Consider the following 24,826-nt stretch of genomic DNA (forward strand, 5'->3'; position numbering starts at 1 on the left):
TGGTCTCTGACTGCGACCACGGTGGCGCCGGAGTCACCTCACCCGCATCGGCGAAATCACCGGTCTCGTGGGGACGTCAGCGGACGGGGTGGCCCGCCTCGCGGAGCGTGTCCTTGACCTGCCCGATGCGCAGGTCCCCGAAGTGGAAGACGGAGGCGGCGAGCACGGCGTCCGCGCCCGCGGCGACGGCGGGCGGGAAGTCGGTCAGCCGTCCGGCGCCGCCGGAGGCGATGACGGGCACCGACACGTGCTTGCGGACGGCCTCGATCATCTCGATGTCGTAGCCGTCCTTGGTGCCGTCGGCGTCCATCGAGTTGAGCAGGATCTCGCCCGCGCCCAGCTCTGCCGCCTGGTGGGCCCATTCGACGGCGTCGATGCCCGCGGACCTGCGGCCGCCGTGCGTCGTCACCTCGAAGGAGCCCGACTCGGTGCGGCGCGCGTCCACGGAGAGGACGAGCACCTGGCGGCCGAAGCGCTCGGCGATCTCGCGGATCAGGTCGGGGCGGGCGATGGCGGCCGTGTTGACGCCCACCTTGTCGGCGCCCGCGCGCAGCAGCTTGTCGACGTCCTCTGCGGTGCGCACGCCGCCGCCGACGGTGAGCGGGATGAAGACCTGCTCGGCGGTGCGGCGCACCACGTCGTACGTGGTCTCGCGGTTGCCGGAGGACGCGGTGATGTCCAGGAACGTCAGCTCGTCGGCGCCCTCGGCGTCGTACACCTTCGCCATCTCGACGGGGTCGCCCGCGTCACGCAGGTTCTGGAAGTTGACGCCCTTGACGACGCGGCCGTTGTCCACGTCGAGGCAGGGGATGACTCGGACGGCGAGCGTCACGGGGTGGCTCCTCGGAATGCTTCGAGTTCTACTTCGACCAGGATGCGCGGGTCGACGAAGCCCGTGACGACCACCAGGGTCGTCGCGGGGCGCACCTGTCCGAACACGTCGTTGTGGGCGCGGCCGACCTCGTCGACGTCCCGCGCGTGGGTGAGGTACATCCGGGTGCGGATCACGGACTCGGGGCCGAGCCCGAACTCCGCGATCGCGTCGAGGGCGTTGGCGAAGGCGACGCGCGCCTGCTCGTACGGGTCGCCCTCCCCGTACAGGACGTCCTGCTTGAAGGCGGTCGTCCCGCCCACGATCACCCGGTCCCCGGCGGCGACGGCGCGCGCGAAGCCGAAGGACTCCTCCCAGGGAGAACCGCTCTGCACACGCCGCACGCCGTCGGACGAGGTCATCGGGACACGGCCTCCAGGGCCTCTTCCAGCGTGAACGCCTTGGCGTACAGCGCCTTGCCGACGATGGAGCCCTCGACGCCGAGCGGCACGAGCTCGGCGATGGCGCGCAGGTCGTCGAGGGAGGAGACGCCGCCGGAGGCGACGACCGGGCGGTCGGTGGCCGAGCAGACGTTGCGCAGCAGCTCCAGGTTCGGGCCCTGGAGCGTGCCGTCCTTGGCGATGTCGGTGACGACGTACCGGGAGCAGCCCTCGGCGTTCAGGCGCTCCAGGGTCTCGTAGAGGTCGCCGCCGTCGCGGGTCCAGCCGCGGCCGCGCAGCGTCGTGCCGCGCACGTCGAGACCGACCGCGATCTTGTCACCGTGCTCGGCGATGATCTTGGCGACCCACTCGGGGTCCTCCAGAGCGGCGGTGCCGATGTTGACGCGGGTGGCGCCCGTGGCGAGGGCGGCGGCGAGCGAGTCGTCGTCGCGGATGCCGCCGGACAGCTCCACCTTGATGTCCATGGCCTTGGCGACCTCGGAGATCAGGGCGCGGTTGTCGCCGGTGCCGAACGCGGCGTCCAGGTCGACCAGGTGCAGCCACTCGGCGCCCGAGTTCTGCCAGGCGAGGGCGGCCTCCAGCGGGGAGCCGTAGGAGGTCTCGGTGCCGGACTCGCCGTGCACGAGGCGGACGGCCTGGCCGTCGCGGACGTCGACGGCGGGGAGGAGTTCGAGCTTGTTGCTCTGGGAAGCGGTCACAGTACGGAGATCCAGTTCTTCAGCAGCTGCGCTCCGGCGTCGCCGGACTTCTCGGGGTGGAACTGCGTCGCCCACAGCGCGCCGTTCTCGACGGCGGCCACGAACGGGCCGCCGTGCGTGGACCAAGTCACCTTGGGCGCGCGGATGGACGGGTTGTGGACTTCCAGCTCCCAGTTCTGCACGGCGTACGAGTGCACGAAGTAGAAGCGCTCGTCGGTGTTCACGCCGGCGAACAGCTGGGAGTCCTGCGGGGCGTCCACGGTGTTCCAGCCCATGTGCGGCACGACGTCGGCCTTCAGCGGCTCGACGACGCCGGGCCACTCGTCGAGGCCCTCGGCCTCCTCGCCGTGCTCGATGCCGCGCGCGAAGAGGATCTGCATGCCGACGCAGATGCCCATCACGGGGCGGCCACCGGCGAGCCGGCGGCCCACGATCCAGTCGCCGCGCGCCTCCTTCAGGCCCTTCATGCAGGCGGCGAACGCGCCGACGCCGGGCACGAGCAGGCCGTCCGCGTTCATGGCCCTGTCGTAGTCGCGGGTGATCTCGACGTCGGCGCCCGCGCGGGCCAGGGCGCGCTCGGCGGAGCGCACGTTCCCGAAGCCGTAGTCGAAGACGACGACGCTCTTGGTCTTGTCGGCCGACATCAGTAGAGCCACTCCAACCGCAGGATTCCGGCGACGAGGCACATCGCGGAACCGATGCCCATCAGCACCACGACGCTCTTGGGGAGTTCTTGCTTGTGGAAGGACCACGCCCCGCCGGCCAGGAAGAGGCCGACGAAGATCAGCACCGCGGAGAGGCCGCTCACAGCGCGCCCTTCGTGGACGGGAGGACGCCCGCGGCGGCGGCGCGCGGGTCGATCTCGCTGGCGTAGCGCAGGGCCCGCGCGAGGGCCTTGAACTGGCACTCGACGATGTGGTGCGCGTTGCGCCCGTACGGGACGTGCACGTGCAGCGCGATCTGCGCCTGCGCGACGAAGGACTCCAGGATGTGCCGGGTCATCGTCGTGTCGTACTCGCCGATCATCGGCGCCATCTTCTCGGGCTCGGTGTGCACGAGGTACGGGCGGCCCGACAGGTCGACCGTCACCTGGGCGAGCGACTCGTCGAGCGGCACCGTGCAGTTGCCGAACCGGTAGATGCCGACCTTGTCGCCGAGCGCCTGCTTGAAGGCGGCGCCGAGGGCGAGGGCGGTGTCCTCGATGGTGTGGTGCGAGTCGATGTGCAGATCGCCCTCGGTCTTCACCGTCAGGTCGAACAGACCGTGCTTGCCGAGCTGGTCGAGCATGTGGTCGTAGAACCCGACCCCCGTCGCGACGTCGACCTTGCCGGTGCCGTCGAGGTCGATCTCGACGAGGACCGAGGTCTCCTTGGTCGTACGCTCCACGCGTCCGATGCGGCTCATGCGCCGCCCCCTTGATTGTTCATTTGGGCCTTCTTCACTTCGCGGGCCGCGTCCAGGAACGCGTCGTTCTCTTCGGGGGTCCCTACGGTGACGCGCAGGCGGCCGGGCACGCCGTTGTCCCGGATCAGGACGCCGCGGTCGAGGATGAACTGCCAGACGGCGTGCGGGTCTTCGAAGACGCCGAACTGGATGAAGTTGGCGTCCGCGACGGTGACCTCGAAGCCGAGGGCCTCCAGCTCGGCGACCACGCGGTCGCGCTCGGCCTTCAGCTGCTCCACGTACTGGAGGAGCGTGTCGGTGTACTCCAGGGCGGCCAGCGCCGTCGCCTGGTTCACGGCCGACAGGTGGTACGGCAGGCGCACCAGCTGGACGGCGTCGACCACGGCCGGGTCTGCGGCCAGGTAGCCGAGGCGCAGCCCCGCCGCGCCGAAGGCCTTGGACATCGTCCGCGAGATGACGAGGTTCGGGCGGCCCTCGATCAGCCGGAGCAGCGAGGAGCCGTGGCTGAACTCGGTGTACGCCTCGTCGACGATCACGAGCGCGTCCCGGCCCGCGGCCTCGTACAGCGCGAGGACGTCCTCGGCCGCCACCGCGTTGCCCGTCGGGTTGTTGGGGCTGGTGATGAAGACGACGTGCGGCCGGTGCGTCCGGATCGCCTCGACGGCGGCCGGGACGTCCAGCGAGAAGTCGTCGCGGCGCGGGGCGCTCACCCAGCCGGTGTTGGTGCCGCGGGCGAGCAGCGGGTGCATCGAGTACGAGGGCTCGAAGCCCAGCGCGATGCGGCCGGGGCCGCCGAAGGCCTGGAGGAGCTGCTGGAGCACCTCGTTCGACCCGTTGGCCGCCCACACCTGCTCGTACGTGACCTCGTGGCCGGTCGTCCGGGTCAGGTACTTCGCCAGCTCGGTGCGCAGCTCGACCGCGTCCCGGTCCGGGTAGCGGTTCAGCTCGCGGGCGGCGTCGGCGACCCGCTCGGCGATCCGCTGCACGAGCGGCTCGGGCAGCGGGTACGGGTTCTCGTTCGTGTTCAGCCGTACGGCGACGTCCAACTGCGGTGCGCCGTAAGGGGACTTGCCGCGCAGTTCCTCGCGTACGGGAAGGTCGTCGATCCTGGTCACTTGCTGTTGGGCACCTTCCATCCGAAACGGGCCTTGATCGCCGCGCCGTGCGCGGGCAGGTCCTCGGCGTCGGCGAGCGTCACCACGGTGGCCGCGACCTCGGCGAGGGCGTCCTTCGTGTAGTCGACGATGTGGATGCCGCGCAGGAAGGACTGGACGGACAGACCGGAGGAGTGGCAGGCACAGCCGCCGGTCGGCAGCACGTGGTTCGACCCGGCCGCGTAGTCGCCGAGCGAGACCGGCGCCCACGGGCCGACGAAGATCGCGCCCGCGTTCTTGACGCGCTGGGCCACGGCCGAGGCGTCGGCGGTCTGGATCTCCAGGTGCTCGGCGCCGTACGCGTCGACGACCTTGAGGCCGTCGTCGAGCGAGTCGACGAGGACGATCGCGGACTGCTCGCCCTTGAGGGCGGGCACGATCCGGTCCTCGACGTGCTTGGTGGCCGCGACCTGCGGCTCCAGCTCCTTCTCCACGGCGTCGGCGAGCTCGGCCGAGTCCGTCACGAGGACGGCGGCGGCCATCGGGTCGTGCTCGGCCTGACTGATCAGGTCGGAGGCGACGTGCGCCGGGTCGGCCGTGGAGTCGGCCAGGACGGCGATCTCGGTCGGGCCCGCCTCGGCGTCGATGCCGATACGGCCCGTGAAGTAGCGCTTGGCGGCGGCCACCCAGATGTTGCCGGGGCCCGTCACCATGTTCGCCGGAGGGCAGGACTCGGTGCCGTACGCGTACATGGCGACGGCCTGGGCGCCGCCCACCGCGTACACCTCGTCGACACCGAGCAGCGCGCACGCGGCGAGGATCGTCGGGTGCGGAAGCCCGCCGAACTCCTTCTGCGGCGGCGACGCGAGCGCGATCGACTCGACGCCCGCCTCCTGCGCCGGCACCGCGTTCATGATCACGGACGACGGGTAGACCGACCGGCCGCCGGGCGCGTACAGGCCGACGCGCTCGACCGGCACCCACTTCTCGGTGACCGAGCCGCCCGGCACGACCTGCGTGGTGTGGGTGGAGCGGCGCTGCTCGCGGTGGACGATGCGGGCCCGGCGGATCGACTCCTCCAGGGCGGCCCGCACGGCGGGATCGAGGTCGGCGAGCGCCTTGGCCAGGGCCTCGGCGGGAACCCGCACGGACTCCAGCTTCACTCCGTCGAATTTCTCCCCGTACTCGATCAGCGCCGCGTCGCCACGATGATGCACGTCCTCGCAGATCGGACGCACCTTCTCCAGGGCGGCCGAGACGTCGAAGTCGGCTCGGGGCAGCAGCGAGCGCAGGGCCTGACCCTCGGGGAGGGCGGCGCCGCGCAGATCGATTCGAGAGATCACAGAACAATTCTCTCAGATGCGGGTTTACGCTCGGCGCCCCGTATCAGTGGCTGATACCGGCGTCGAGACGCAGCGGATTCCGACCGTCACGCAGCGGGCATGAACGGTTGTACGAACCAGGCATACACACAGGTCGTACGGGACGTACGACCGTCACGGGGGAAGGCAGAACAGTCGTGGTCGAGGGGACGACCGGCAACGGCAACGGGGACGTGCCGGACGGGCTGACCGCAACCGAGGTCGGGATGTGGCAGGCGTTCCGCAACGGCAGCGTCTACGACCTGCGCACCGGGGACGCCGAGCGGGACGACCCGCACGGCGGGCACCCCTGGGGGCCGGGGCGCAGCGTGCGGGCCCGTATCGTGGCGTGGCTGCTGCTCGACGGGCCGCCCGCGCTCGACGGCCGGGTCTCCTCGCTGAAGCTCCAGGGCGTGCAGATCACCGACGCGTTCGACCTCGCCGGCGGCTCGGTCGTGCCGTACGTGGAGATGAAGGGCTGCCGCTTCGAGAAGGAGGTACGGCTGCCCGAGGCGCACTTCACGACTGTGCGGCTCATCGACTGCTCCGTGCCACGCCTCGAAGGCGCCCGGGTGCACACCGAGGGCGATCTGCACCTCGCGCGCTGCCGCTTCCACAACGGGGTGCGGCTCACCGACGCGCACATCGGCACCGACCTGCTGCTCAACCAGGCCGTCGTGTTCCGCGACCGGCTCGGAAAATCGATCATGGCGGACGGGCTCACCGTCGGCCAGGACCTCCAGGCCGAGCAGCTCGAGACGCACGGCGAGCTGAGCCTGCGCGGCGCCACGGTCGGCGTCTCGCTGTCGCTGCGCGGCAGCCGGCTGCGGAACACGCGCGGGGCGCGGGCCCTCAACGCGCCGCAGCTGTCGGTCGAGCGGACCCTGTACCTCGGGCCGGCCGCGATCGGCGGGCCGCTCCAGAACGGGGGCGGGACGCCCGCCCGCGGCACCCGCGTGCAGAACTTCGAGTGCGTGGGCGGGGTGCGGCTCGACGACGGGCGGTTCGGCGACGCGGTCGACATGGAGTCGGCGCGCTTCCTCATGGAGAACGAGCAGGAGGTCTCCATGCGGCGCGTCCAGACGCCGGAACTCCGCTTCCTGTGCGAGCGGCCGCGGCGCGGCCGGATCGTCCTGTCCGGGGCGCGGGCCACCAACCTCGTCGACCGGTCGACCAGCTGGCCGGGCCCCGGGCAGCTCCGCCTCGGCGGCTTCCAGTACGAGAACCTCATCCCGACGGGGTCCTTCCCGCTGGCCCGCCGCCTCGACTGGCTCGCCGCGGCGACACCCGAGTACAACCCGGAGCCGTACGAGCGGCTGGCCACGGTGCTGCGCAACAGCGGGGAGGACTCCGAGGCCCGCGAGGTGCTGCTCGCCAAGCAGCGGCGGCGCCGCGAGACGCTGCCGCTGGCGGCCAAGGTGTGGGGGTACGTCCAGGACTGGACGGTGGCGTACGGGTACCGGCCCGGGCGGGCCGCGCTGTGGATGATCGTCCTCTGGGCGCTGAGCGCGGTCGCCTTCTCGCAGGCGCCGCACCCGCGCATCAAGCCCGGCGAGGGCCCCGTCTGGGACCCCGCCCTCTTCACCCTCGACCTCCTCCTCCCCGTCATCGACCTCGGCCAGGCCGCCAGCTGGCAACTCCACGGCGCCTGGCAGTGGGCCTCGGTGGCCCTGGTCCTCCTGGGCTGGATCCTGGCGACGACGGTGGCGGCGGGCGCGACGCGGCTGCTCCGCAGGAGTTAGGGGGCGGGGGTGCGGTGGGGGTCTCGGTGGGGCTCGGCCCCCCGGTCACCTCCCACCCACCCGCCCCCTCCGGGGGCTACGGCCCCACGGGGGTGCGGCCCACGTCGACGGGTCCCACGCCTGCCGCGGCTTCGACGCCGGGGCCCGAGCACCGCACCGCCGCGGGCCGAGACAGACACGCCGCCGGCGCCCACCGAGGCCGCCACCTCCACGCGCACTGCCGCCTGCCCGGTCATCTCCCGCCCGCCCCCCACGGGGTCCCGGACCAGGGCGACGGCTCCCCCGCCTGCCGTGGCTTCGACGCCGGGACCCGAGCGCCGCTCTGCCGTGGGTCGGCAGTGGCGCCCACCAGGGCCGCCGCTTCCACGTCTTCGCCCCCCTCTCCGGGGGCTACGGCCCCACGGGGTCCCTGCCCAGGCCGACGCCCCCTGGTGCCTTTGACCCTGCGCTTCTACTGGGCCCCGGACCGGACCCGAGCTGAGCCCGGCAGCGCGAGGTCTTGTGGTTCGGGCGCCAGGGAGCCGGGAGCAGCTGTACCGAACCGCGCAGGGGGCTGTCGGGCTGCCGGGGCGTTCTGCCGTGGGCCGAGAAGGGCGTAACGGTGCGGGTGTCGGCGGCAGGATCGGGGCATGGAGCCGACCTTCGTTCTGGTGCACAGCCCCTCCGTGGGGCCGGCGAGCTGGCTCCCGGTGGCCGAACGCCTGACGGCGGCCGGGTACCGGGCACGGGTGCCCTCCCTGTCGCGCGTGGCCACCACCGAACCGCCCTTCTGGCCTCACGTGGTCGCCGCGGTCCGCGACGACCTGCGGGCCGTCCCCCACGACACCCCGCTCGTCCTGGTCGCCCACAGCAACGCTGGCCTCTTCCTCCCGGCGATCCGCGCGGCCCTCGACCAGCCGGTGTCCGGCTCCGTCTTCGTCGACGCGGCGCTGCCGGCACGTTCCGGGTCGACACCGGTCGCCCCGCCGGAGCTGCTTGACTTCCTCCGCCCGAAGGCGGTGAACGGGGTGCTGCCGCGATGGACGGACTGGTGGGACGAGGCGGACGTCGCGCCGATGTTCCCCGATCCGGCGGTGCGGCGGGCCGTGGTCGCGGAGCAGCCCACGCTGCCGCTGTCGTACTACGAGCAACGGATCCCGGTCCCCGACGGCTGGGACGACCACCCGTGCGCATACGTCCTGTTCGGCACGCCGTACGACACCGTGGCCGCGGAGGCGCACGCCCGCGGTTGGCCGGTGGCCCACATCCCCGGCCACCACTTCCACCACCTGGTGGCCCCGCAGACAACCACGACCCACCTCCTCGCACTCACCGTCGCCTCCCGCTGACCCCGGCCACGGCGGCCGCGGCACAACCGGAACGAGCAACGGGGCCAAGGCCGGCGACACCCCGGAGCCCGTCGCGGCTCGGCTCGGCCCGCCCGGCCCGGCAGCCCAGCGCGGCGACACCCTGACGCCACCGCATAACCCGTCCCGTCAGGCCCGTCCCTCGCCCACGCCGCACCTCGCCGACGCGAAACCGCCTCCACGGCCCAGGTCCGGTACGGACCGAAAGGCCGACCGCGACGAACGGACGCTCCGGCCGAACACCGGCCCGACCCACGGGGGCCGAAGCCCCCGGAGGGGGCGGGTGGGTGGGAGATGACCGGGCGTCGGGGGGTGCCGGGACGGGCGCGGGGCCGGGAACCGGCGCCGCACGCCCGAAACCACACGCACAACCCCGCACCCCGCCCACCCGTGACCAACGCCCCCGGCCACGACACGGCAAAAAACGGTGCGGCGCGTGCAACCTTCCGGCCACCTCGACCGTCATCCCAGCGCAACCACGTCCCCACGGCGCAGAAGGAGGCCCCGTGCCATTTCTGCGCGCCCTCGTCCGGACCGCCCGCATGCTCCGGCACACCGCCACCCTCGGCACCGACCTCCCGCCGGACGAGGAGCTGCTGCTCGACGCCCCGGACGACCGCCTCGCCCCTGCCCTCGTCGCCGCCGGCCGCGGCGACCACGGCCCCGCCGCGAAGGCCCTCGCCCAGACCCGGGAGGCCGCCGAGTGGGAGAACCGGGACCGCGGCGTGCAGCGCCTCGCCGCGTTCGCCGCCGCCCGCCCCGAGTGGTTCGAGTCCTGGCAGCAGGCCTCGCCGCACGACCCCGACCTGCTCCTGGTGAAGGCCGAGCTCGCCGTCACCCGCGCCCTCGCCGCCCCCGCCCACGCCGAACTCCTGCGCGAGGTCACCCCGCTGATCCTGGCCGCCGCCGAGTCCGACCCCCGCGACCCGGTCCCCTGGCGGATAGCCCTGGACCACGCCCGCGGCACGAACGCCCCGCACACCGAGTTCGAGCAGCTGTGGGCCCGCGCGGTGCGCCGCTCCCCGCACCACTACGGCTGCCACGTCGCGGCCCTGCGCTATCTCTCCGCCGCCTGGTACGGCTCGCACCGCGAGTGCTTCGACTTCGCGGAGCGCGCCGCGCAGGACGCCCTGCCGGGCTCGCTGCTCCAGGCGCTGCCGGCCCGCGCGGCCCTCGCGTATCTGACGTCGGGCGCCCCGATGACCGGCATCTCCCGCGCCCGCCTCGACGCCGCCGCCGACCTCGCCGTGGACCTCTCCCGCTCGTACGAGGCCGCCGATCCCTGGCCCGCGGAGGTGCGCAACCTGTTGACCTGCGTACTGGTGGAGCTGAAGCGCTGGGACGACGCGCTCGAGCAGCTGCGGCTCATCGGCCCGTACGCCACGTCGTTCCCGTGGGACCGGCTGACGGACGACCCGCTGGGCCACTTCATGGAGCTGCGCGGGCAGGTCCGGTTGGAGGTCGCGGCGACGATGCCGCTGCGCGGCGGACCGCCCAGGTCCGACGACCATTACGCTTGACCGACGTGACCACCGTCCGACTTCCGCTGTTCCCGCTCAACTCGGTGCTGTTCCCGGGACTCGTGCTCCCGCTGAACGTGTTCGAGGAGCGCTATCGCGCCATGATGCGCGACCTGTTGAAGGCCTCGCCCGACGATCCGTCGGAGCCCGACACGGAGCCGTCCACCTCGGACGAGCCGCGCCAGTTCGTGGTCGTGGCGATCCGCGACGGCCACGAGGTCGCCCCGAGCGCGCCCGGCATGCCCGACAAGGCGGCGACGAAGGAGGCCGGCGCGGGCCCCGCCGCGGGCTTCGGCGACGATCCGATCACGTCCTTCCACGCCGTCGGCTGCATCGCGGACGCCGCCACGATCAGGGAGCGCGCGGACGGCAGCTTCGAGGTGCTCGCCACGGGCACACGCCGGGTGCGGCTGCACTCGGTCGACGCCTCGGGCCCGTATCTGACGGCCGAGGTGGAGGAGCTCGACGAGCCGGACGGCGAGGAGGCGGGCGCCCTCGCGGAGGGTGTGCTGCGCGCGTTCCGCTCGTACCAGAAGCGGCTCGCGGGCGCCCGTGAGCGTTCGCTGACGACGGGCGCCGAGCTGCCGGACGAGCCGTCGGTGGTGTCGTATCTCGTCGCGGCGGCCGCGGTCCTCGACGTACCGACGAAGCAGCGGCTGCTTCAGGCGGACGACGTGGCGTCCCGGCTGCGCGAGGAGCTGACGCTGCTGCGCGCGGAGACCGCGATCATCCGTCATCTGCCGTCGCTGCCGGCCACGGATCTGACCCGGCAGACCACCAGCCTCAACTGACGTTCACTCAACTCACGTAGAGGATCGACGCGTTGGCGAAGAAGAGCAAGAAGCAGCAGGGGCAGTCCGGCGGCACCCCGGCCACCGTCGCGCTCGGCGCGGCCGGCACCCCGTTCACGGTCCACTCCTACGAGCACGATCCCGCGCACCCCTCGTACGGCGAGGAGGCGGCGGAGGCGATGGGCGTCTCCCCCGACCGGGTGTTCAAGACGCTCGTCGCGGACGTGGACGGCCGGCTGACGGTCGGGGTGGTGCCGGTGGCGGGACAGCTCGACCTGAAGGCGCTGGCGGCGGCGGTCGGCGGGAAGCGCGCCACGATGGCCGACCCGGCGCTCGCGGAGCGCACGACCGGGTACGTGCGGGGCGGTATCTCGCCGCTCGGGCAGCGCAAGAAGCTGCCGACGGTCATCGACTCGTCCGCCGAGAAGCACGAGACGATCTGCGTCTCGGCGGGGCGCCGCGGCCTCGAGGTGGAGCTGGCCCCCGCGGACCTGGCGGCCCTCACGGACGCGGTGCTCGCGCCCGTCGGGCGTGCGTGACCCCTCGACGTACGCCGTGTCCTCGGCTAAGCACCAAGGACATGTCGAAGAAGACGCGCAAGCGCAAGTGGCGGATCAAGAAGGGCAAGGCCAACCACGGGAGCCGGCCCGCCTGACGATCGGCGCGACCGGCGCGATCGACCCGATGTGATCAGTGCGCCGTGGGCGCGGCCCCGCCGTCACCGTGCTGGGCCGCGTACGGCGTCGCGAAGTACGGGTCCGGGTCGCGGGGGCCGAAGAGGCCCGTGAGGCCGAGGTGGACGACGAGCGCGGCGAGCGGCCACGCGAGCAGCGCGCCCTTCGCGTTCAGCTCGAGCGGCGCGTCGAACACCACACCCTTGCCGAGCTCCTTGGCGTGCGCCGCGACGTTCTGCGTCGGGCCGAGCCAGACGCCGAACCGCCAGGCGAGCACGCCGCCGAGGAGGCTGCCGAGCGCGAGCCCGACGACGAGCGGTACGCCGCCGCGCCTGCGCCACAGGAAGGCGGCGAGGCCCGTGACGGCGCCGAACGCGAGGCCGAGCAGCGCGAACGTGCCGTCGATGCCGATGGCCTGCTCGCCCTCGGTGTCCTTGAGGTAGACCGCCGAGGCGTCCGAGACCAGCGGGACGCGGGGCGCGAGCCACAGCCAGAGAGCGCCGAGCGCGAGCCCCACCACCGCGACGCCGATCGCCACGACGGCGGCCTCGCGCAGTTCGGTGCGGAGCCCCGGCCCGTCGTCGTACGGCTGCGGGGCGGCGGGCGCGGGAGGCAGGTGTCCTGTCATGGGGTCGGGGGCCTGCCAGGGGTCGCTGTGCCCGTTGTTGTGCGGGGGCTGATGGGGTGGCGGTGTCAGCGGTGCGGTCACCCTGCCATCGTGCCAGGCGTCGCTGTGCGGCGCGTCACCGGACGGCGGCCCGCCGGTACGCCCATGTGGCCACGGCGAGCGAGGCGACGCCGACGGCCGCGCAGACGCCCAGGTCGAGCAGGACGGTGGCCCAGTCGGGGTGCGCGGAGAAGGTCCGCGCGAAGGCCTCGACCCCGTACGTGGAGGGCAGCAGGTCGCGTGCCCACTGCACGAACTCCGGCATCCGGTCGGCGGGCAGCACGCCGAGCAGCAGCGCGGCGGACATGCCGAGCTGGCCGAGCAGCGTGGCCAGCTCGGGGCGCGGGGCGAGCAGCCCGAGCGCGGCGCCGAGCCCGGCGAGGGCGGCCCCGGCCAGCGGGATCACGGCGGCGAGCACCCACAGGTGGGCGAGCGGCAGCTGGAACATGAGGCAGCCGACGACCGCGGTGACCACGGTGCCGGGCACGGTGAACGAGGCGTACGCTCCGGCGGCGCCGAGCACCACGGATGCGGGGGGCACCGGCAGCGTCGCGTAGTGGTCGAGGCCGCCTGCGGCCCGCAGCTGCCCGAAGTACTGGGCGAGCAGGTTGAGCGCGACGAACGCGACGACGAGCACGGCGGATCCGGCGACGACGGCCTGCGCCTCGCGGCCGCCCTGGTCGACGACGCCGCGCATCAGGATCATGATGCCGATGCTCTGGAACGTCGCCACGAACAGCAGCGGGATACGGGCCACGCGGGCGCGGCTGAGCTGCGCCCGGTAGACGGCGGCGAGCGACGGCAGGAAGCGGGCGCGCGGCGCGAGCGGTTCGTCGACCGCTGCGGGAATCGAAGCGGGGCGCGCGGGCGCCGCCTCCACGGGAACGACACTCATGCCTTCACCAGGCCCTTCACGCCGCTGCGGCTGCCGCCGAGGGCCACGTACACGTCTTCCAGGCTCGGCGTCGCGAGCGTGAAGTCGTCGAGGAAGTCGAAGGCCGGGCCGCCGGTGACGGCGGCGACGGCGGCGCGGGCCGCGTCCGGTTCGAGCCGCAGCGACCAGCGGCGGCCCGCCTCCACGGCGTGCGCGCGCAGGCGCGCCACCTCGTCGAGCTCCATCGGAGCCTCCTGGCGCCACACGAGTTCCACGCGTACCTCTCCGGCGACGCGATCCTTGAGTCCGGCCGGGGTGTCGCAGGCGATCACGCGGCCCTGGTCGAGCACGGCCACGCGGTCGAGCACGGTCTCGGCCTCGATCACGTTGTGGGTGACGAGCAGCACGGTGGCGCCGTGTTCGGCCCGGCGGCGGTCCACGGCGGACCATACGGCGCGGCGGGCCACGGGGTCCATGCCGGTGGTCGGCTCGTCGAGCACGAGCAGCGGGCGTTCGCCGACGAGGGCGGCGGCGAAGCAGGCGAGTCGGCGCTGCCCGCCGGACAGCTTCTTGATCGGGCGGGAGGCCAGGGCGGTGAGGCCGAGTTCGTCGAGGACGTCGTCGCGGGCGGCGCGGGCGTCCTTCAGAGGGAGGCCGCGGAGGCGTCCCGTGGTCTCGGCGGCCAGCGCGACGGTCAGCTCGTCGAGGGCGGTCGACTCCTGGCCGAGGTAGGCGAGGATGCGGGAGGCGCGCTCGGGGTGGCGGACGATGTCGTGGCCGAGGATCTCCACGCTTCCTGCGTCGGGGCGCATGAGACCGGTGAGCTGGCGTACGAGGGTGGACTTGCCTGCGCCGTTGGGGCCGAGGAGGCCGAAGATCTCGCCGCGGCGGATGTCGAGCCGTACGTCGTCGGTGGCGCGCAGTTCCGGGGTGGCGGGGGCGCCGCGGCGGCCGCGGGTGGCGGGGTAGGTCTTCGTGAGGCCCCGCACCGCGCACACGACATCACGCGTCGGGACGGCGGTATCGGTGCGCATACTCACGAGGGACGAGCCTACGGGGTCCGGCCTTCACGATTGCACGCGGGGCCGGACATTTCCCACGCACGCCGTACGCTCCGCAGCCGACCGGGTCCCTGTCGTCTACGTCCGGGGCCCGCTAATCCGCCGCAGCGGCGTGTTCCGTCGTGCGGATGTCGATTTCGCGCCAGAAGCCGGCGCGGATGGCGTACCGGTCGTGTTCGTCGATCTGGTCGTCCTTGTGGGCGAGAAGCCCGAACCTCGCGGCGTAGCGGAGCAGCTCACCGTCGATGCGGTGCGGCACCCGCGGGTACATGGTCGACAGCTTCTGGAGCTGCGCCGGGTCCCCCAGCCGCTCCCGCCACCGCCGCGCGAACACCTGCCCGACCTCGTACGGATCCCCGCCGATCGCGGTGATGTCCTCCTCGCGGTCGGCCCATCGCTGCTCCGCCGTGGTGAGCTGCGCGAGCGTGGGCAGCGAGGCCACCTCCGCGGGCTCGCCCCCGCCGGACCGCTCGACCCACCCCTTGTCGGACGACCACCGCAGCGTGGCGCTCGCGGGATGCTGGGCGACCGGCGCCCCGGGCCCGCGCAGCGCGGCGAGGTCCTTGGGGGTGGGGACGTTCTTGCCGCCGCCGCTCCGTTCCTCCTCATCGGAGGACGCTGCGGGGGCCGCGGGCGCGTGCTGCACGGGCGCCGTGTCCCCGGGCTCCTCCGCGGTCCGCCCCGCCGCGGCCAGCGCCGACTCCGGCAGCGGCGCGGAGAGGATCGCCGCGATCTCGGGCCGCGGCACGGGCGGCGGCGCGCAGATCCCGCCGAGCTCCTTGGCCCGTACGGCCTTGGTGATCCAGGCCCGGTCGAGCACCCGCCGCTCGTCGGCCTCGGCGACGAGGTCCTCGGACTGGTTGTAGTCCCCGTCGGCGGCCTGCACGGCCCACAGGTGGACGGCGACGCCGTGCTCCTTGGCGGCCATCATGCCGGGCAGCAGGTCCCCGTCGCCGGTCACGAGGACCACGTCGGAGCAGGCCCTGTTGCGCGCCAGCTCGGTGAGCTCCGCGTGCATCGCCGCGTCGACGCCCTTCTGCGCCCACCGCCCGTCGGACCGCGTCAGCGCGCCGAGCCGCACGGTGACCCGCGGCATCACGCGCAGCCGCCGGTGCTCGGGCTGCGGCACCCTGTCGGGCGCCCCGTCGAACCAGTAGATGCGCAGGAGCTCGCGCCCGGTCTCGGTCTCGGCGCGCTCGCGCAGGCCCTGGATGAGGGCGGCGTGGTCGACATGAATCCGGGAGCGGGACGGCTCGCCCGCGAGCAGGCTCGCGGCGGCCCCCAGCAGATACCCGGCATCCACCAGAACGATGCAACGGTCCACGCGATCCACCCTCTTTCCGCCGACTTGCCAGAGTCCGGACACGCTCCACGGGGCGGCTCCCGCGGCTTCGCTTCGGGTTTCCTTCGAGTCTGCCCGACCGCGCGGGGGTTAACGGCCCGAACTGGATCTTCGGCGTGGCGGAAGCCGTGAACCCGGATCGGGTCCGCCCGATCCCATGCCCGTTACGAACGGTAATACCCCGAAATGCGGTCTTCGTCCGCCTGTGTGAATCTGAATCCGGCCCTGGCCCCTAGATCCCCTTCAGGAGGCAGATCACCATGGCCAAGAACCGTAGTAAGCAGAACCGCCAGCAGCAGAAGGCGGCGCAGGCCGCTCAGCCCCAGGAGCAGGCCAAGTCCTCGGCCATGGAGGCCCAGGCCAAGTCGGCCGTGGAGGCCACTCCCGGCGACGTGGCCCGCAAGCACCGCGAGCGCCGCTTCGGCCACAACTGAGGCGCCTCACAGGGCGGTTGGCACACCGCGAGGGGCGCACCCGGAGTTCCCGGGTGCGCCCCTCGCGCACGTGCGGCCGGGCTCAGCCCGTCAGGCAGGACGGGCCGAGCAGCACCTTGAGGTCGCCGTAGAGCGACGGGTCGGGCTTGACCCGGTGCCGGTCGAGCCGGAGCACCGTGGTCTTGCGCGGTCCCTGGAGCTTGATCCGGACCTCGCTGTCGCCCCGGTGGTTGGTGAGGATCTCGCCGAGCCGGTTGATCATCGGCGGGGTCACCTTGAGGGCGGGGATGGTGAGGATCACCGGCGCGTTCGTGCCCGCGTTCGACAGGTCGGGGACCTGCATCTCCATGGCGACCAGGCGCGGCACGTCCTCGCGCTTGTCGAGGCGGCCCTTCACGAACACCACGGCGTCCTCGACGAGCTGCGTGGACACCAGCTGGTACGTCGCCGGGAAGAACATGCACTCGATGGAACCGGCGAGGTCCTCGACGGTGGCGATCGCCCACGCGTTGCCCTGCTTGGTCATCTTGCGCTGGAGGCCCGAGATGATGCCGCCCACGGTGACGACCGCGCCGTCGCCGAAGTCGCCTCCGGTGAGCTGGCCGATGCCCGCGTCCGCCTTGTCGGACAGCACGTGCTCCAGGCCGAAGAGCGGGTGGTCGGAGACGTAGAGGCCGAGCATCTCGCGCTCCTGGGCGAGCAGGTACGTCTTGTCCCACTCGTCCTCGGAGAACTCGACGTCGAGACCGAAGCCCGGCTCGTCGCTCTCCCCCTCGCCCATGCCGCCGAAGAGGTCGAACTGTCCCTCGGCCTCCTTGCGCTTCACCGCCACGACGTTGTCGATCATCGGCTCGTACTGGGCGGTGAGCCCCTTGCGGGTGTGCCCCATCGCGTCGAAGGCGCCGGCCTTGATCAGGGATTCCGTCGTCCGCTTGTTGCAGGCGGCGGCCTCGATCTTGTCCAGGTAGTCGGGGAAGGAGGTGAACTTCCCCTTCGCCTTGCGGGCCCGGATGATCGACTCCACCACGTTGGCACCGACGTTGCGGACCGCTTCGAGGCCGAAGAGGATCACGTCGTCGCCCTGGGCGGCGAAGTTGTGCACCGACTCGTTCACGTCCGGCGGCAGGACCTTGATCTTCATGCGCCGGCACTCGTTGAGATAGACGGCCGACTTGTCCTTGTCGTCCTTCACCGAGGTGAGCAGCGCGGCCATGTACTCGGCCGGGTAGTTCGCCTTCAGGTACGCGGTCCAGTAGGTGACCAGTCCGTACGCGGAGGAGTGCGCCTTGTTGAACGCGTAGCCGGCGAACGGCACCAGGACGTCCCACAGGGCTTGGATCGCCTCGTCGGAGAAGCCCTTCTTCTTGGCGCCCTCCTGGAAGAGCACGAAGTTCTTCGCCAGTTCCTCGGGCTTCTTCTTGCCCATCACGCGGCGGAGCACGTCGGCCTCGCCGAGCGAGTACCCGGCGACGATCTGCGCGGCCTTCTGCACCTGCTCCTGGTACACGATCAGGCCGTAGGTGAGGCCCAGCGTCTCCTTCAGGGGCTCCTCGAGCTCCTTGTGGATCGGCGTGATCTCCTGCCGGCCGTTCTTGCGCTCGGCGTAGTTGATGTGCGAGTTCATGCCCATCGGGCCCGGCCGGTACAGGGCCGAGACGGCGGAAATGTCCTCGAAGTTGTCGGGCTGCATCTGGCGCAGCAGCGAACGCATCGGGCCGCCGTCGAACTGGAACACGCCGAGCGTGTCACCGCGGCAGAGCAGCTCGTACGTCTTCGGGTCGTCGAGCGGGACGTCGAGCATCTCCAGCTTGATGCCCTTGTTGCGCTCCACCATCTTGACGGCGTCGTCCATGATGGTGAGGTTGCGAAGGCCCAGGAAGTCCATCTTCAGGAGGCCGAGCGATTCGCACTGCGGGTAGTCCCACTGCGTGATCGTCACGCCGTCGGTGTGGCGGGTCCACAGCGGGGCGTGGTCGACGATGGGCTCGCTGGACATGATGACGCCGGCCGCGTGCACGCCCATCTGCCGGACCAGGCCCTCGACGCCCTTGGCGGTGTCGATGACCTTCTTGACGTCCGGCTCGTTCTCGTACATCCCCCGGATCTCGCCCGCCTCCGAGTAGCGCGGGTGCTCGGGGTTGGTGATGCCGTCGAGGTCGATGCCCTTGCCGAGGACGTCGGCGGGCATCGCCTTGGTGAGGCGGTCGCCCATCGCGTACGGGTAGCCGAGCACGCGCGCGGAGTCCTTGATCGCGTTCTTGGCCTTGATCTTGCCGTAGGTGCCGATCATGGCGACCTTGTCGGCGCCGTACTTCTCGGTCACGTACCTGATCACTTCGACGCGCCTGCGCTCGTCGAAGTCGATGTCGACATCGGGCATGGAGACGCGCTCCGGGTTGAGGAAGCGCTCGAAGATCAGTCCGTGGGTGATCGGGTCGAGGTCGGTGATGCCCATGGCGTACGCGACGATCGAGCCTGCCGCGGAGCCTCGGCCGGGGCCCACCGCGATCCCGTTGTTCTTGGCCCACATGATGAAGTCCGCGACGACCAGGAAGTATCCCGGGAACCCCATCTGGATGATGATGTCCATCTCGTACTCGGCCTGCTTCTGGCGGTCCTCGGGGACGCCGCCCGGGTAGCGGCGGGCCATGCCGCGGCGGACCTCCTCCTGGAACCAGGTGACCTCCGTGAAGCCTTCCGGGATCTCGAACTTCGGCATGAGGTCGCGCTTCTCGAACATGCCGGTCGTGTCGATCTGCTCGGCCACGAGCAGCGTGTTCCGGCAGCCCTCCTGCCAGGCGTCCGAGGAGTCGATGGCGTACATCTCCTCCGTGGACTTCAGGTAGTAGCCCGTGCCGTCGAAGCGGAAGCGGTCGGGGTCCGAGAGGTTCTTGCCGGTCTGGATGCACAGCAGCGCGTCGTGCGCCGTCGCCTCGTGCGCATACGTGTAGTGCGAGTCGTTCGTCACCAGGGGCGGGATGCCGAGCTTCTTGCCGACCCGCAGCAGGTCCTCACGGACCCGGTGCTCGATGTCGATCCCGTGGTCCATCAGCTCCAGGAAGTACCGGTCCTTGCCGAAGATGTCCTGGTACTCGGCGGCGGCCTTGACCGCCTCGTCGAACTGGCCGAGGCGCAGCCGGGTCTGGAGCTCGCCGGAGGGGCAGCCGGTGGAGGCGATGATGCCCTCGCTCCACTGGGAGAGCGTCTCCTTGTCCATGCGGGGCCACTTCTGGAGCCAGCCCTCGGCGTACGCGTCCGACGACAGCTTGAACAGGTTGTGCAGGCCCGTCTTGTTCGCCGCCCACATCGTCTTGTGGGTGTAACCACCGGAACCGGAGACGTCGTCGCGCTTCTGGTGCGGCTGGCCCCACTGGATCTTCCGCTTGTTCCGCCGGGACTCCGGGGCGACGTACGCCTCGATGCCGATGATCGGCGTGATGCCGGCCTTCTCGGCCGTGTGGAAGAAGTCGTATGCCCCGTGCAGGTTGCCGTGGTCGGACATCGCGATGTGCGTCATGCCCATGTCGCCGGCGGCCTTGAACATGTCCTTCAACCGCGCCGCACCGTCCAGCAGCGAGTACTGGGTGTGCACGTGCAGGTGCGTGAAGGGCGGCTTTGACACGGTTGGGGCCTCCAATGGCGAACACCGGGCGACGGATGAGGGACAGCTTGGAAGTCTACGACCGGCCACTGACAACCGTCGGGCACTCCGGAGTACGGTCGTGCGTTGGACCGGACAGAACATCTGTCCCACTTGTCAGCATCGCGTACCGCACGATCCGTACCAGGAGGCACCCAGCGATGTCGGAACCCCAGCCCACCGCTGAACAGCGCGGCGAGCAGATCCTCTCCGTCTTCGACGCCGCGTTCGGCGAGCTCCTCGCCGCCGACCCCGCGGCGTTCCGGGTGAAGTTCCGCAAGATGGCGGCCTCGGCCTTCGCCTTCTACCGGGGCACGGCCAGCCTGTTCTACCGGGACGTGCAGCGCGAGCAGCACGGCGGGCCCTACCTGGACGACCGCACCAGCCGCGTGTGGATCCACGGCGACCTGCACGCGGAGAACTTCGGCACGTACATGGACTCCACGGGCCGCCTGATCTTCAACGTGAACGATTTCGACGAGGCGTACGTCGGCCCCTTCACGTGGGACCTGAAGCGGTTCGCCGCCTCCGTGGCCCTGATCGGCTACTCGAAGGCGCTCAGCGACGAGCAGATCACCGACCTCGTGCGCACCTACGCGGGCGCGTACCGCGAGCGCATCCACGCGCTGGCGACGGGCGCCAAGAGCGACGAGGTGCCGCCCTTCACGCTTGACACGGCCGAGGGCCCGCTCCTGGAGGCGCTGCGCGACGCGCGCTCGCTGACCCGCTTCGGGCTGCTCGAGACGATGACGGAGATCCGCGACTTCGAGCGCCGCTTCGCGGAGGGCGGCGGCTCCATCGAGCTGGACGCGGCGACGCGGTACAAGGTGCTCGCCGCGTTCGACGGCTACCTGGAGACGCTCCCCGAGGCCTCCCTCGCGCGCCCGGACTCGTACCGGGTGAAGGACGTCGTCGGGCGGCGCGGCATCGGCATCGGGTCCGCGGGCCTGCCCTCGTACAACATCCTTCTGGAGGGCAACAGCGACGCCCTCGAGAACGATGTCGTGATCTACATGAAGCAGGCGCAGACGCCCGCCGTGTCGCGGCACATCACCGACCCGGCGATCGGCGACTACTTCCAGCACGAGGGCCACCGCACGGTGATCTCGCAGCGCGCCCTCCAGGCGCACGCGGACCCGTGGCTCGGCTGGACGGAGCTGGACGGCGCCGGGCAGCTGGTCGCGGAGATCTCGCCGTACGCGGTGGACCTGGACTGGAGCGACATCGACGACGTCGAGGAGATCGCGGCGGTCGTCGCCGACCTCGGGCGGGCCACGGCGACGATGCATGCGGCGGCGGACGACCAGTCCGGCGAGTCGCTCGTCCCGTTCTCCACGGAGCGGGCCATCGACGCGGCGATCGCCGCCGACGAGGACGGTTTCGCGCCCCTTCTGGTCGACTTCGCGCACTCCTACGGGGCACGCGCGCGTGCGGACCACCAGATCTTCGTGGACCTGTTCCGCAACGGCCGGATCCCGGGCCTGTGAAGACCTCCGTACGGACCCGGCTTTTGAGCCCCCTTTAGGCATCGCTTACAGGAACCCATGGCACACTCTGCCGCGATGGACGACATATCCGGGACCCAGCTACGAGTGACGCGCGCGGCGCTGTTCACGGCATGCGTCGTGACGCTGTCCGTGGCGTCGCACGTGCTGCTGTCCCGGGCCCCGCTGCCGCTCACGACGGTCGCCGCGATCTCCGCGGCCGTGTTCGTGATCGCGTACGCGCTGGCGGGACGCGAGCGCGGCTTCGGCCGGATCGCCGCCCTGCTCGTCCCGCTCGAACTGGCGGCGGACACGGTCTTCACGACCGGCCAGCACGTCTGTTACGGCGAGGCGGGCGGCCCCGTCGCGGGCCCGCTGCGCCAGTTCGGTTTCGACGTGCTGTGCGCGGGCGACGTGGGCACTCCGCTGGCCCGGATGACGGGCGGCGGCTCGGAGCGGGCCGCGGCCCTCTTCGCGCACACCGACCCCGCGGCCTCCTGGCTGCTGCTCGGCGCGCACGTCGCCGTCGGGCTGCTGGCGGCCGCCTGGCTGCGGCGCGGCGAGCAGGCCCTGGCCCAGCTGCTGCGCGCGGTGGCCGCCTTCGCGTTCCGGCCGCTCCTGATCGCGTTCGCCGCGGTGACCGCCCGGGGCGAGCCCGGTGTGCGGCTGCCGCGCCCCGCCACGCGCGTACCGGCCTCCCGCACCCGCCTGTGGGTGCACTCCGTAGGACGGCGCGGACCGCCGTGCCCGGCCGCCTGAGCCGCTTCCCGGCTCGGGCTCCGGCACGGCAGTCCCCCATCCGCACGTCACTCATCTACGGAGCACCACCATGAGCAAGCGCAACACCCAGCAGGCGAAGACCGCGGCCCGCGAGCGGCTGCGCGCCGAGCGCGAGCGCCAGGCCAAGCGGGAGAAGACCAAGCGGCAGGCGGTCGTCGGCGTCTCCATCGTCGCGGTCCTGGCGATCGCGGGCGGCGTCGGCTACGCGGTGATGCAGGCCAACAAGCCCTCGCACTGGCAGGAGGTGATGGACGCCAAGCCCGCCAAGGTGAAGGCGCCCGCGAACACCTCCGGCAAGGACGGCACGACCGTCGTCCTCGGCAAGAGCAGCGCCAAGAAGACGCTGAAGATCTACGAGGACGCGCGCTGCCCGGTCTGCGCCGCGTTCGAGCAGACGGTCGGCCCGACGCTCCACAAGGACCTCGACGCCGGCAAGTTCAAGCTCCAGTACATCGGCGCCACGTTCCTCGACGGCGACAGCGCCAGCGAGGGCAAGGTCGGCAACCGCGGCGAGGGTTCGAAGAACGCGCTGAGCGCGCTCGGCGCGGCCCTCAACGTCAGCCAGGACGCCTTCCTCGACTACAAGGCCGCGCTCTACTCCTCGAAGTTCCACCCCGAGGAGAGCGAGGACAAGTTCAAGGACGACGACTACCTGATCAAGGTCGCCGACACCGTGGACGGCCTCAAGGGCAACAAGGCGTTCCAGAAGGACGTCACGAACGGCACGTACGACGACTGGGCGCTGAAGATGTCGAAGAAGTTCGACTCGAACAAGGACCAGGTCACCGGCACGCCCAGCCTCGTCATGGACGGCAAGAAGCTGACCGGTTCGGACGGCCAGAACGCGCCGATGACCGTGGCCGAGTACAAGACGGCGCTGACCAAGGCCCTGAAGGGCTGACGCCGGCTGAAGGTCCGCGGAAAAGCGGGCGAACCTTTCGGGTTCGCCCGCTTTCTGTATGTACCAGTCAGTAGTCTGACCGGCTGTGACCAGTCGACTTCATGAATCCGTCCCGAGATCCGCTCCCACCCGCCGGACGGTCGTCAAGGCCGCGGCCGCCGGTGCCGCGCTCGCCGCGCCGCTCGCCTCGGCGGTCCCCGCGCAGGCCGCCGCGACCCCGGTCTTCCTGCACGGCGTGGCCTCCGGCGACCCGCTGCCCGACGGGATCCTGCTGTGGACGCGCGTGACCCCGATCGCCGCCGCGGAGCCGGGCTCGGGCATCGGCCCCGATGTGCCGGTGAGCTGGGAGATAGCCGAGGACAAGGCGTTCGGCCGGGTCGTGGGCCGCGGCACCGTGACGGCGAGCGCCGCGTCCGACCACACGGTCAAGGCCGATGTAAGGGGCCTGCGCCCGGCGACCGCCTATTACTTCCGCTTCTCCGTGGACGGCACCCACTCCCCCGTCGGCCGCACCCGCACCACTCCCGCGGCCGACGCCTCCCCCGACGGCCTGCGCTTCGGCGTCGTCTCCTGCGCCAACTGGGAGGCCGGCTACTTCTCCCCGTACCGGCACCTGGCCGCCCGCGCCGACCTGGACGCGGTGCTGCACCTGGGCGACTACCTCTACGAGTACAAGACGGGCGAGTACCCGACCGCCGACTACACGGTCCGGCAGCACCGGCCCACCCACGAGATCGTCACGCTCGCCGACTACCGCACCCGGCACGGCCAGACCAAGACCGACCCGGACGTGCAGGCGATGCAGGCCGCGCACCCGATCGTCGCGATCTGGGACGACCACGAGTTCGCCAACGACGCCTGGTCGGGCGGCGCCGAGAACCACACGCCGGGCGCCGAGGGCGACTGGGCGGCCCGTCAGCAGGCCGCCAAGCAGGCCTACTTCGAGTGGATGCCGGTCCGCCCGTCCACCGCGGGCACGGTCTTCCGCCGGCTGCGCTTCGGCTCGCTGGCCGATCTGCACCTGCTCGACCTGCGCTCGTTCCGCTCGGAGCAGTCGACCGTCGGCAACGGCGCCGTCGACTCCCCGGAGCGTACGATCACGGGCCGCGCCCAGCTCGACTGGCTGAAGTCGGGGCTCTCCGCGTCCGACGCGCGCTGGAAGCTGGTCGGCACCTCGGTGATGATCTCGCCGGTCGCCTTCGGTTCGCTGCCGGCCCACATCGCGGGCCCGCTCGCCGAGCTGCTCGGCCTGCCGAAAGAGGGCCTGGCGATCAACGTCGACCAGTGGGACGGCTACACGCACGACCGCGCCGAGCTCATCTCCCACCTGCGCGACAACGCCATCCGCGACACCGTCTTCCTGACCGGCGACATCCACATGGCGTGGGCCAACGACGTACCGGTCAAGGCCGCCACGTACCCGCTGTCGCCCTCGGCCGCGACGGAGTTCGTGGTCACGTCGGTGACGTCCGACAACCTGGACGACATCCTGCACGTCGCCCCGGACACGCTCTCCACGGTCGCCGAGGGCGCCATCAAGGCGGCCAACCGGCACGTGCGCTGGCTGGACATGGACCGGCACGGCTACGGCGTCCTGGACGTCACGGCCGAGCGCGCGCAGATGGACTACTACGTGGTCTCCGACCGCGCGGACAGGAACGCCACGTCCGCCTGGCAGCGCTCGTACCGCACCCTGACCGGCACCCAGAAGGTCCAGCGGGCCGACGCCCCGGTCGCGTAG

The 24,826-nt window shown here is 71.7% G+C and carries 23 protein-coding genes; 10 read left to right on the forward strand and 13 right to left on the reverse strand.

The genetic code is table 11. From position 1 onward, the window contains the following. Positions 1–76 precede the first annotated feature (76 nt). From hisF to hisD, 8 genes are read right to left on the reverse strand one after another with little or no spacing between them, the layout of a single operon-like run. Positions 77–832 carry an imidazole glycerol phosphate synthase subunit HisF gene (gene hisF, locus ACTWJ8_RS12350; RefSeq protein ID WP_356388044.1) on the reverse strand — a complete coding sequence of 252 codons (756 nt, stop codon included), beginning with the start codon at positions 830–832 and terminating at the stop codon, positions 77–79. Next, the gene (locus ACTWJ8_RS12355) at positions 829–1,233 is read right to left on the reverse strand and encodes a RidA family protein (protein ID WP_356388042.1); all 405 of its coding nucleotides are present in this window, start codon (positions 1,231–1,233) and stop codon (positions 829–831) included. Before ACTWJ8_RS12355 ends, hisF begins: the two co-directional genes overlap by 4 nt. Further along, the gene (gene priA / locus ACTWJ8_RS12360; RefSeq protein WP_356388040.1) at positions 1,230–1,970 is read right to left on the reverse strand and encodes a bifunctional 1-(5-phosphoribosyl)-5-((5-phosphoribosylamino)methylideneamino)imidazole-4-carboxamide isomerase/phosphoribosylanthranilate isomerase PriA; all 741 of its coding nucleotides are present in this window, start codon (positions 1,968–1,970) and stop codon (positions 1,230–1,232) included. The genes ACTWJ8_RS12355 and priA overlap by 4 nt, the downstream gene beginning before the upstream one ends. Next, positions 1,967–2,614: an imidazole glycerol phosphate synthase subunit HisH gene (gene hisH / locus ACTWJ8_RS12365; protein WP_356388038.1), complete on the reverse strand. Its 648-nt coding sequence runs from the start codon at positions 2,612–2,614 to the stop codon at positions 1,967–1,969. The genes priA and hisH overlap by 4 nt, the downstream gene beginning before the upstream one ends. Further along, positions 2,614–2,778 (reverse strand): hypothetical protein, encoded by a 165-nt coding sequence (locus ACTWJ8_RS12370; RefSeq protein WP_356388036.1) that lies wholly within the window; start codon positions 2,776–2,778, stop codon positions 2,614–2,616. Before ACTWJ8_RS12370 ends, hisH begins: the two co-directional genes overlap by 1 nt. Then, positions 2,775–3,374 carry an imidazoleglycerol-phosphate dehydratase HisB gene (gene hisB / locus ACTWJ8_RS12375; RefSeq protein WP_356388034.1) on the reverse strand — a complete coding sequence of 200 codons (600 nt, stop codon included), beginning with the start codon at positions 3,372–3,374 and terminating at the stop codon, positions 2,775–2,777. The genes ACTWJ8_RS12370 and hisB overlap by 4 nt, the downstream gene beginning before the upstream one ends. Beyond that, complete coding sequence (locus ACTWJ8_RS12380; RefSeq protein ID WP_443263825.1) at positions 3,371–4,510, reverse strand: histidinol-phosphate transaminase; 1,140 nt, start codon at positions 4,508–4,510, stop codon at positions 3,371–3,373. Before ACTWJ8_RS12380 ends, hisB begins: the two co-directional genes overlap by 4 nt. Beyond that, positions 4,486–5,811 (reverse strand): histidinol dehydrogenase, encoded by a 1,326-nt coding sequence (hisD, locus tag ACTWJ8_RS12385; RefSeq protein ID WP_443263826.1) that lies wholly within the window; start codon positions 5,809–5,811, stop codon positions 4,486–4,488. The genes ACTWJ8_RS12380 and hisD overlap by 25 nt, the downstream gene beginning before the upstream one ends. Positions 5,812–6,056: 245 nt before the next feature. Between hisD and ACTWJ8_RS12390 the strand changes: the two genes are divergently transcribed. The 5 genes from ACTWJ8_RS12390 to ybaK all read left to right on the forward strand — a co-directional run bounded on the left by ACTWJ8_RS12390 (position 6,057) and on the right by ybaK (position 11,767). Next, positions 6,057–7,571, forward strand: a complete 1,515-nt coding sequence (locus tag ACTWJ8_RS12390) for an oxidoreductase (protein ID WP_443264878.1) — start codon at positions 6,057–6,059, stop codon at positions 7,569–7,571. A 629-nt stretch (positions 7,572–8,200) separates the two neighbouring features. Continuing rightward, positions 8,201–8,899 (forward strand): alpha/beta hydrolase, encoded by a 699-nt coding sequence (locus tag ACTWJ8_RS12395; RefSeq protein WP_443263827.1) that lies wholly within the window; start codon positions 8,201–8,203, stop codon positions 8,897–8,899. A gap of 560 nt (positions 8,900–9,459) precedes the next feature. Then, positions 9,460–10,437, forward strand: coding sequence for a hypothetical protein (locus tag ACTWJ8_RS12400; RefSeq protein WP_356388276.1), 978 nt, complete (start codon positions 9,460–9,462; stop codon positions 10,435–10,437). 5 nt (positions 10,438–10,442) lie between these two features. Beyond that, positions 10,443–11,228, forward strand: a complete 786-nt coding sequence (locus ACTWJ8_RS12405; protein ID WP_443263828.1) for an LON peptidase substrate-binding domain-containing protein — start codon at positions 10,443–10,445, stop codon at positions 11,226–11,228. 32 nt (positions 11,229–11,260) lie between these two features. Continuing rightward, complete coding sequence (gene ybaK / locus ACTWJ8_RS12410) at positions 11,261–11,767, forward strand: Cys-tRNA(Pro) deacylase (RefSeq protein ID WP_356388024.1); 507 nt, start codon at positions 11,261–11,263, stop codon at positions 11,765–11,767. Positions 11,768–11,918: 151 nt separating this feature from the next. Here ybaK and ACTWJ8_RS12415 read toward each other — a convergent pair whose 3' ends face one another. The 4 genes from ACTWJ8_RS12415 to ACTWJ8_RS12430 all read right to left on the reverse strand — a co-directional run bounded on the left by ACTWJ8_RS12415 (position 11,919) and on the right by ACTWJ8_RS12430 (position 15,828). Then, on the reverse strand, positions 11,919–12,611 hold the full coding sequence (locus tag ACTWJ8_RS12415) for a DUF2567 domain-containing protein (RefSeq protein WP_443263829.1): 693 nt from the start codon (positions 12,609–12,611) through the stop codon (positions 11,919–11,921). Positions 12,612–12,645: 34 nt separating this feature from the next. Continuing rightward, positions 12,646–13,464 (reverse strand): ABC transporter permease, encoded by an 819-nt coding sequence (locus ACTWJ8_RS12420; protein ID WP_443263830.1) that lies wholly within the window; start codon positions 13,462–13,464, stop codon positions 12,646–12,648. Further along, entirely contained in the window at positions 13,461–14,441 is a 981-nt protein-coding gene (locus tag ACTWJ8_RS12425) for an ABC transporter ATP-binding protein (RefSeq protein WP_356388274.1), read from the reverse strand. The genes ACTWJ8_RS12420 and ACTWJ8_RS12425 overlap by 4 nt, the downstream gene beginning before the upstream one ends. Positions 14,442–14,598: 157 nt before the next feature. Beyond that, positions 14,599–15,828: an NYN domain-containing protein gene (locus ACTWJ8_RS12430; protein ID WP_356388018.1), complete on the reverse strand. Its 1,230-nt coding sequence runs from the start codon at positions 15,826–15,828 to the stop codon at positions 14,599–14,601. Positions 15,829–16,106: 278 nt separating this feature from the next. Here ACTWJ8_RS12430 and ACTWJ8_RS12435 point away from each other — a divergent pair, with 278 nt between their 5' ends. After that, positions 16,107–16,280 (forward strand): hypothetical protein, encoded by a 174-nt coding sequence (locus ACTWJ8_RS12435; protein ID WP_356388016.1) that lies wholly within the window; start codon positions 16,107–16,109, stop codon positions 16,278–16,280. Positions 16,281–16,362: 82 nt separating this feature from the next. On the opposite strand, the gene dnaE is transcribed toward ACTWJ8_RS12435, so the two are convergent. Next, positions 16,363–19,902 carry a DNA polymerase III subunit alpha gene (gene dnaE, locus ACTWJ8_RS12440; RefSeq protein WP_356388014.1) on the reverse strand — a complete coding sequence of 1,180 codons (3,540 nt, stop codon included), beginning with the start codon at positions 19,900–19,902 and terminating at the stop codon, positions 16,363–16,365. A 179-nt stretch (positions 19,903–20,081) separates the two neighbouring features. On the opposite strand from dnaE, the gene ACTWJ8_RS12445 reads away from it, so the two are divergent. From ACTWJ8_RS12445 to ACTWJ8_RS12460, 4 genes are all read left to right on the forward strand, one after another. Next, complete coding sequence (locus tag ACTWJ8_RS12445; RefSeq protein WP_443263831.1) at positions 20,082–21,407, forward strand: DUF2252 domain-containing protein; 1,326 nt, start codon at positions 20,082–20,084, stop codon at positions 21,405–21,407. 75 nt (positions 21,408–21,482) lie between these two features. After that, positions 21,483–22,163, forward strand: coding sequence for a hypothetical protein (locus tag ACTWJ8_RS12450; protein ID WP_443263832.1), 681 nt, complete (start codon positions 21,483–21,485; stop codon positions 22,161–22,163). Between the two features lie 70 nt (positions 22,164–22,233). Beyond that, positions 22,234–23,085, forward strand: coding sequence for a thioredoxin domain-containing protein (locus ACTWJ8_RS12455; protein ID WP_356388008.1), 852 nt, complete (start codon positions 22,234–22,236; stop codon positions 23,083–23,085). Positions 23,086–23,170: 85 nt separating this feature from the next. After that, entirely contained in the window at positions 23,171–24,826 is a 1,656-nt protein-coding gene (locus ACTWJ8_RS12460) for an alkaline phosphatase D family protein (protein ID WP_443263833.1), read from the forward strand.

Source organism: Streptomyces sp. SDT5-1, assembly GCF_052245995.1.
GTDB lineage: Bacteria > Actinomycetota > Actinomycetes > Streptomycetales > Streptomycetaceae > Streptomyces.

Coding starts and splice junctions, on each gene's coding strand:
- ACTWJ8_RS12355 (WP_356388042.1), bottom strand. CDS start 1,233: ATGACCTCGTCCGACGGCGTGCGGCGTGTGCAGAGCGGTTCTCCCTGG.
- hisH (WP_356388038.1), bottom strand. CDS start 2,614: ATGTCGGCCGACAAGACCAAGAGCGTCGTCGTCTTCGACTACGGCTTC.
- hisB (WP_356388034.1), bottom strand. CDS start 3,374: ATGAGCCGCATCGGACGCGTGGAGCGTACGACCAAGGAGACCTCGGTC.
- ACTWJ8_RS12380 (WP_443263825.1), bottom strand. CDS start 4,510: ATGGAAGGTGCCCAACAGCAAGTGACCAGGATCGACGACCTTCCCGTA.
- ACTWJ8_RS12390 (WP_443264878.1), top strand. CDS start 6,057: ATGTGGCAGGCGTTCCGCAACGGCAGCGTCTACGACCTGCGCACCGGG.
- ACTWJ8_RS12395 (WP_443263827.1), top strand. CDS start 8,201: ATGGAGCCGACCTTCGTTCTGGTGCACAGCCCCTCCGTGGGGCCGGCG.
- ACTWJ8_RS12400 (WP_356388276.1), top strand. CDS start 9,460: ATGCTCCGGCACACCGCCACCCTCGGCACCGACCTCCCGCCGGACGAG.
- ACTWJ8_RS12420 (WP_443263830.1), bottom strand. CDS start 13,464: ATGAGTGTCGTTCCCGTGGAGGCGGCGCCCGCGCGCCCCGCTTCGATT.
- ACTWJ8_RS12435 (WP_356388016.1), top strand. CDS start 16,107: ATGGCCAAGAACCGTAGTAAGCAGAACCGCCAGCAGCAGAAGGCGGCG.
- ACTWJ8_RS12445 (WP_443263831.1), top strand. CDS start 20,082: ATGTCGGAACCCCAGCCCACCGCTGAACAGCGCGGCGAGCAGATCCTC.
- ACTWJ8_RS12450 (WP_443263832.1), top strand. CDS start 21,483: ATGGACGACATATCCGGGACCCAGCTACGAGTGACGCGCGCGGCGCTG.
- ACTWJ8_RS12455 (WP_356388008.1), top strand. CDS start 22,234: ATGAGCAAGCGCAACACCCAGCAGGCGAAGACCGCGGCCCGCGAGCGG.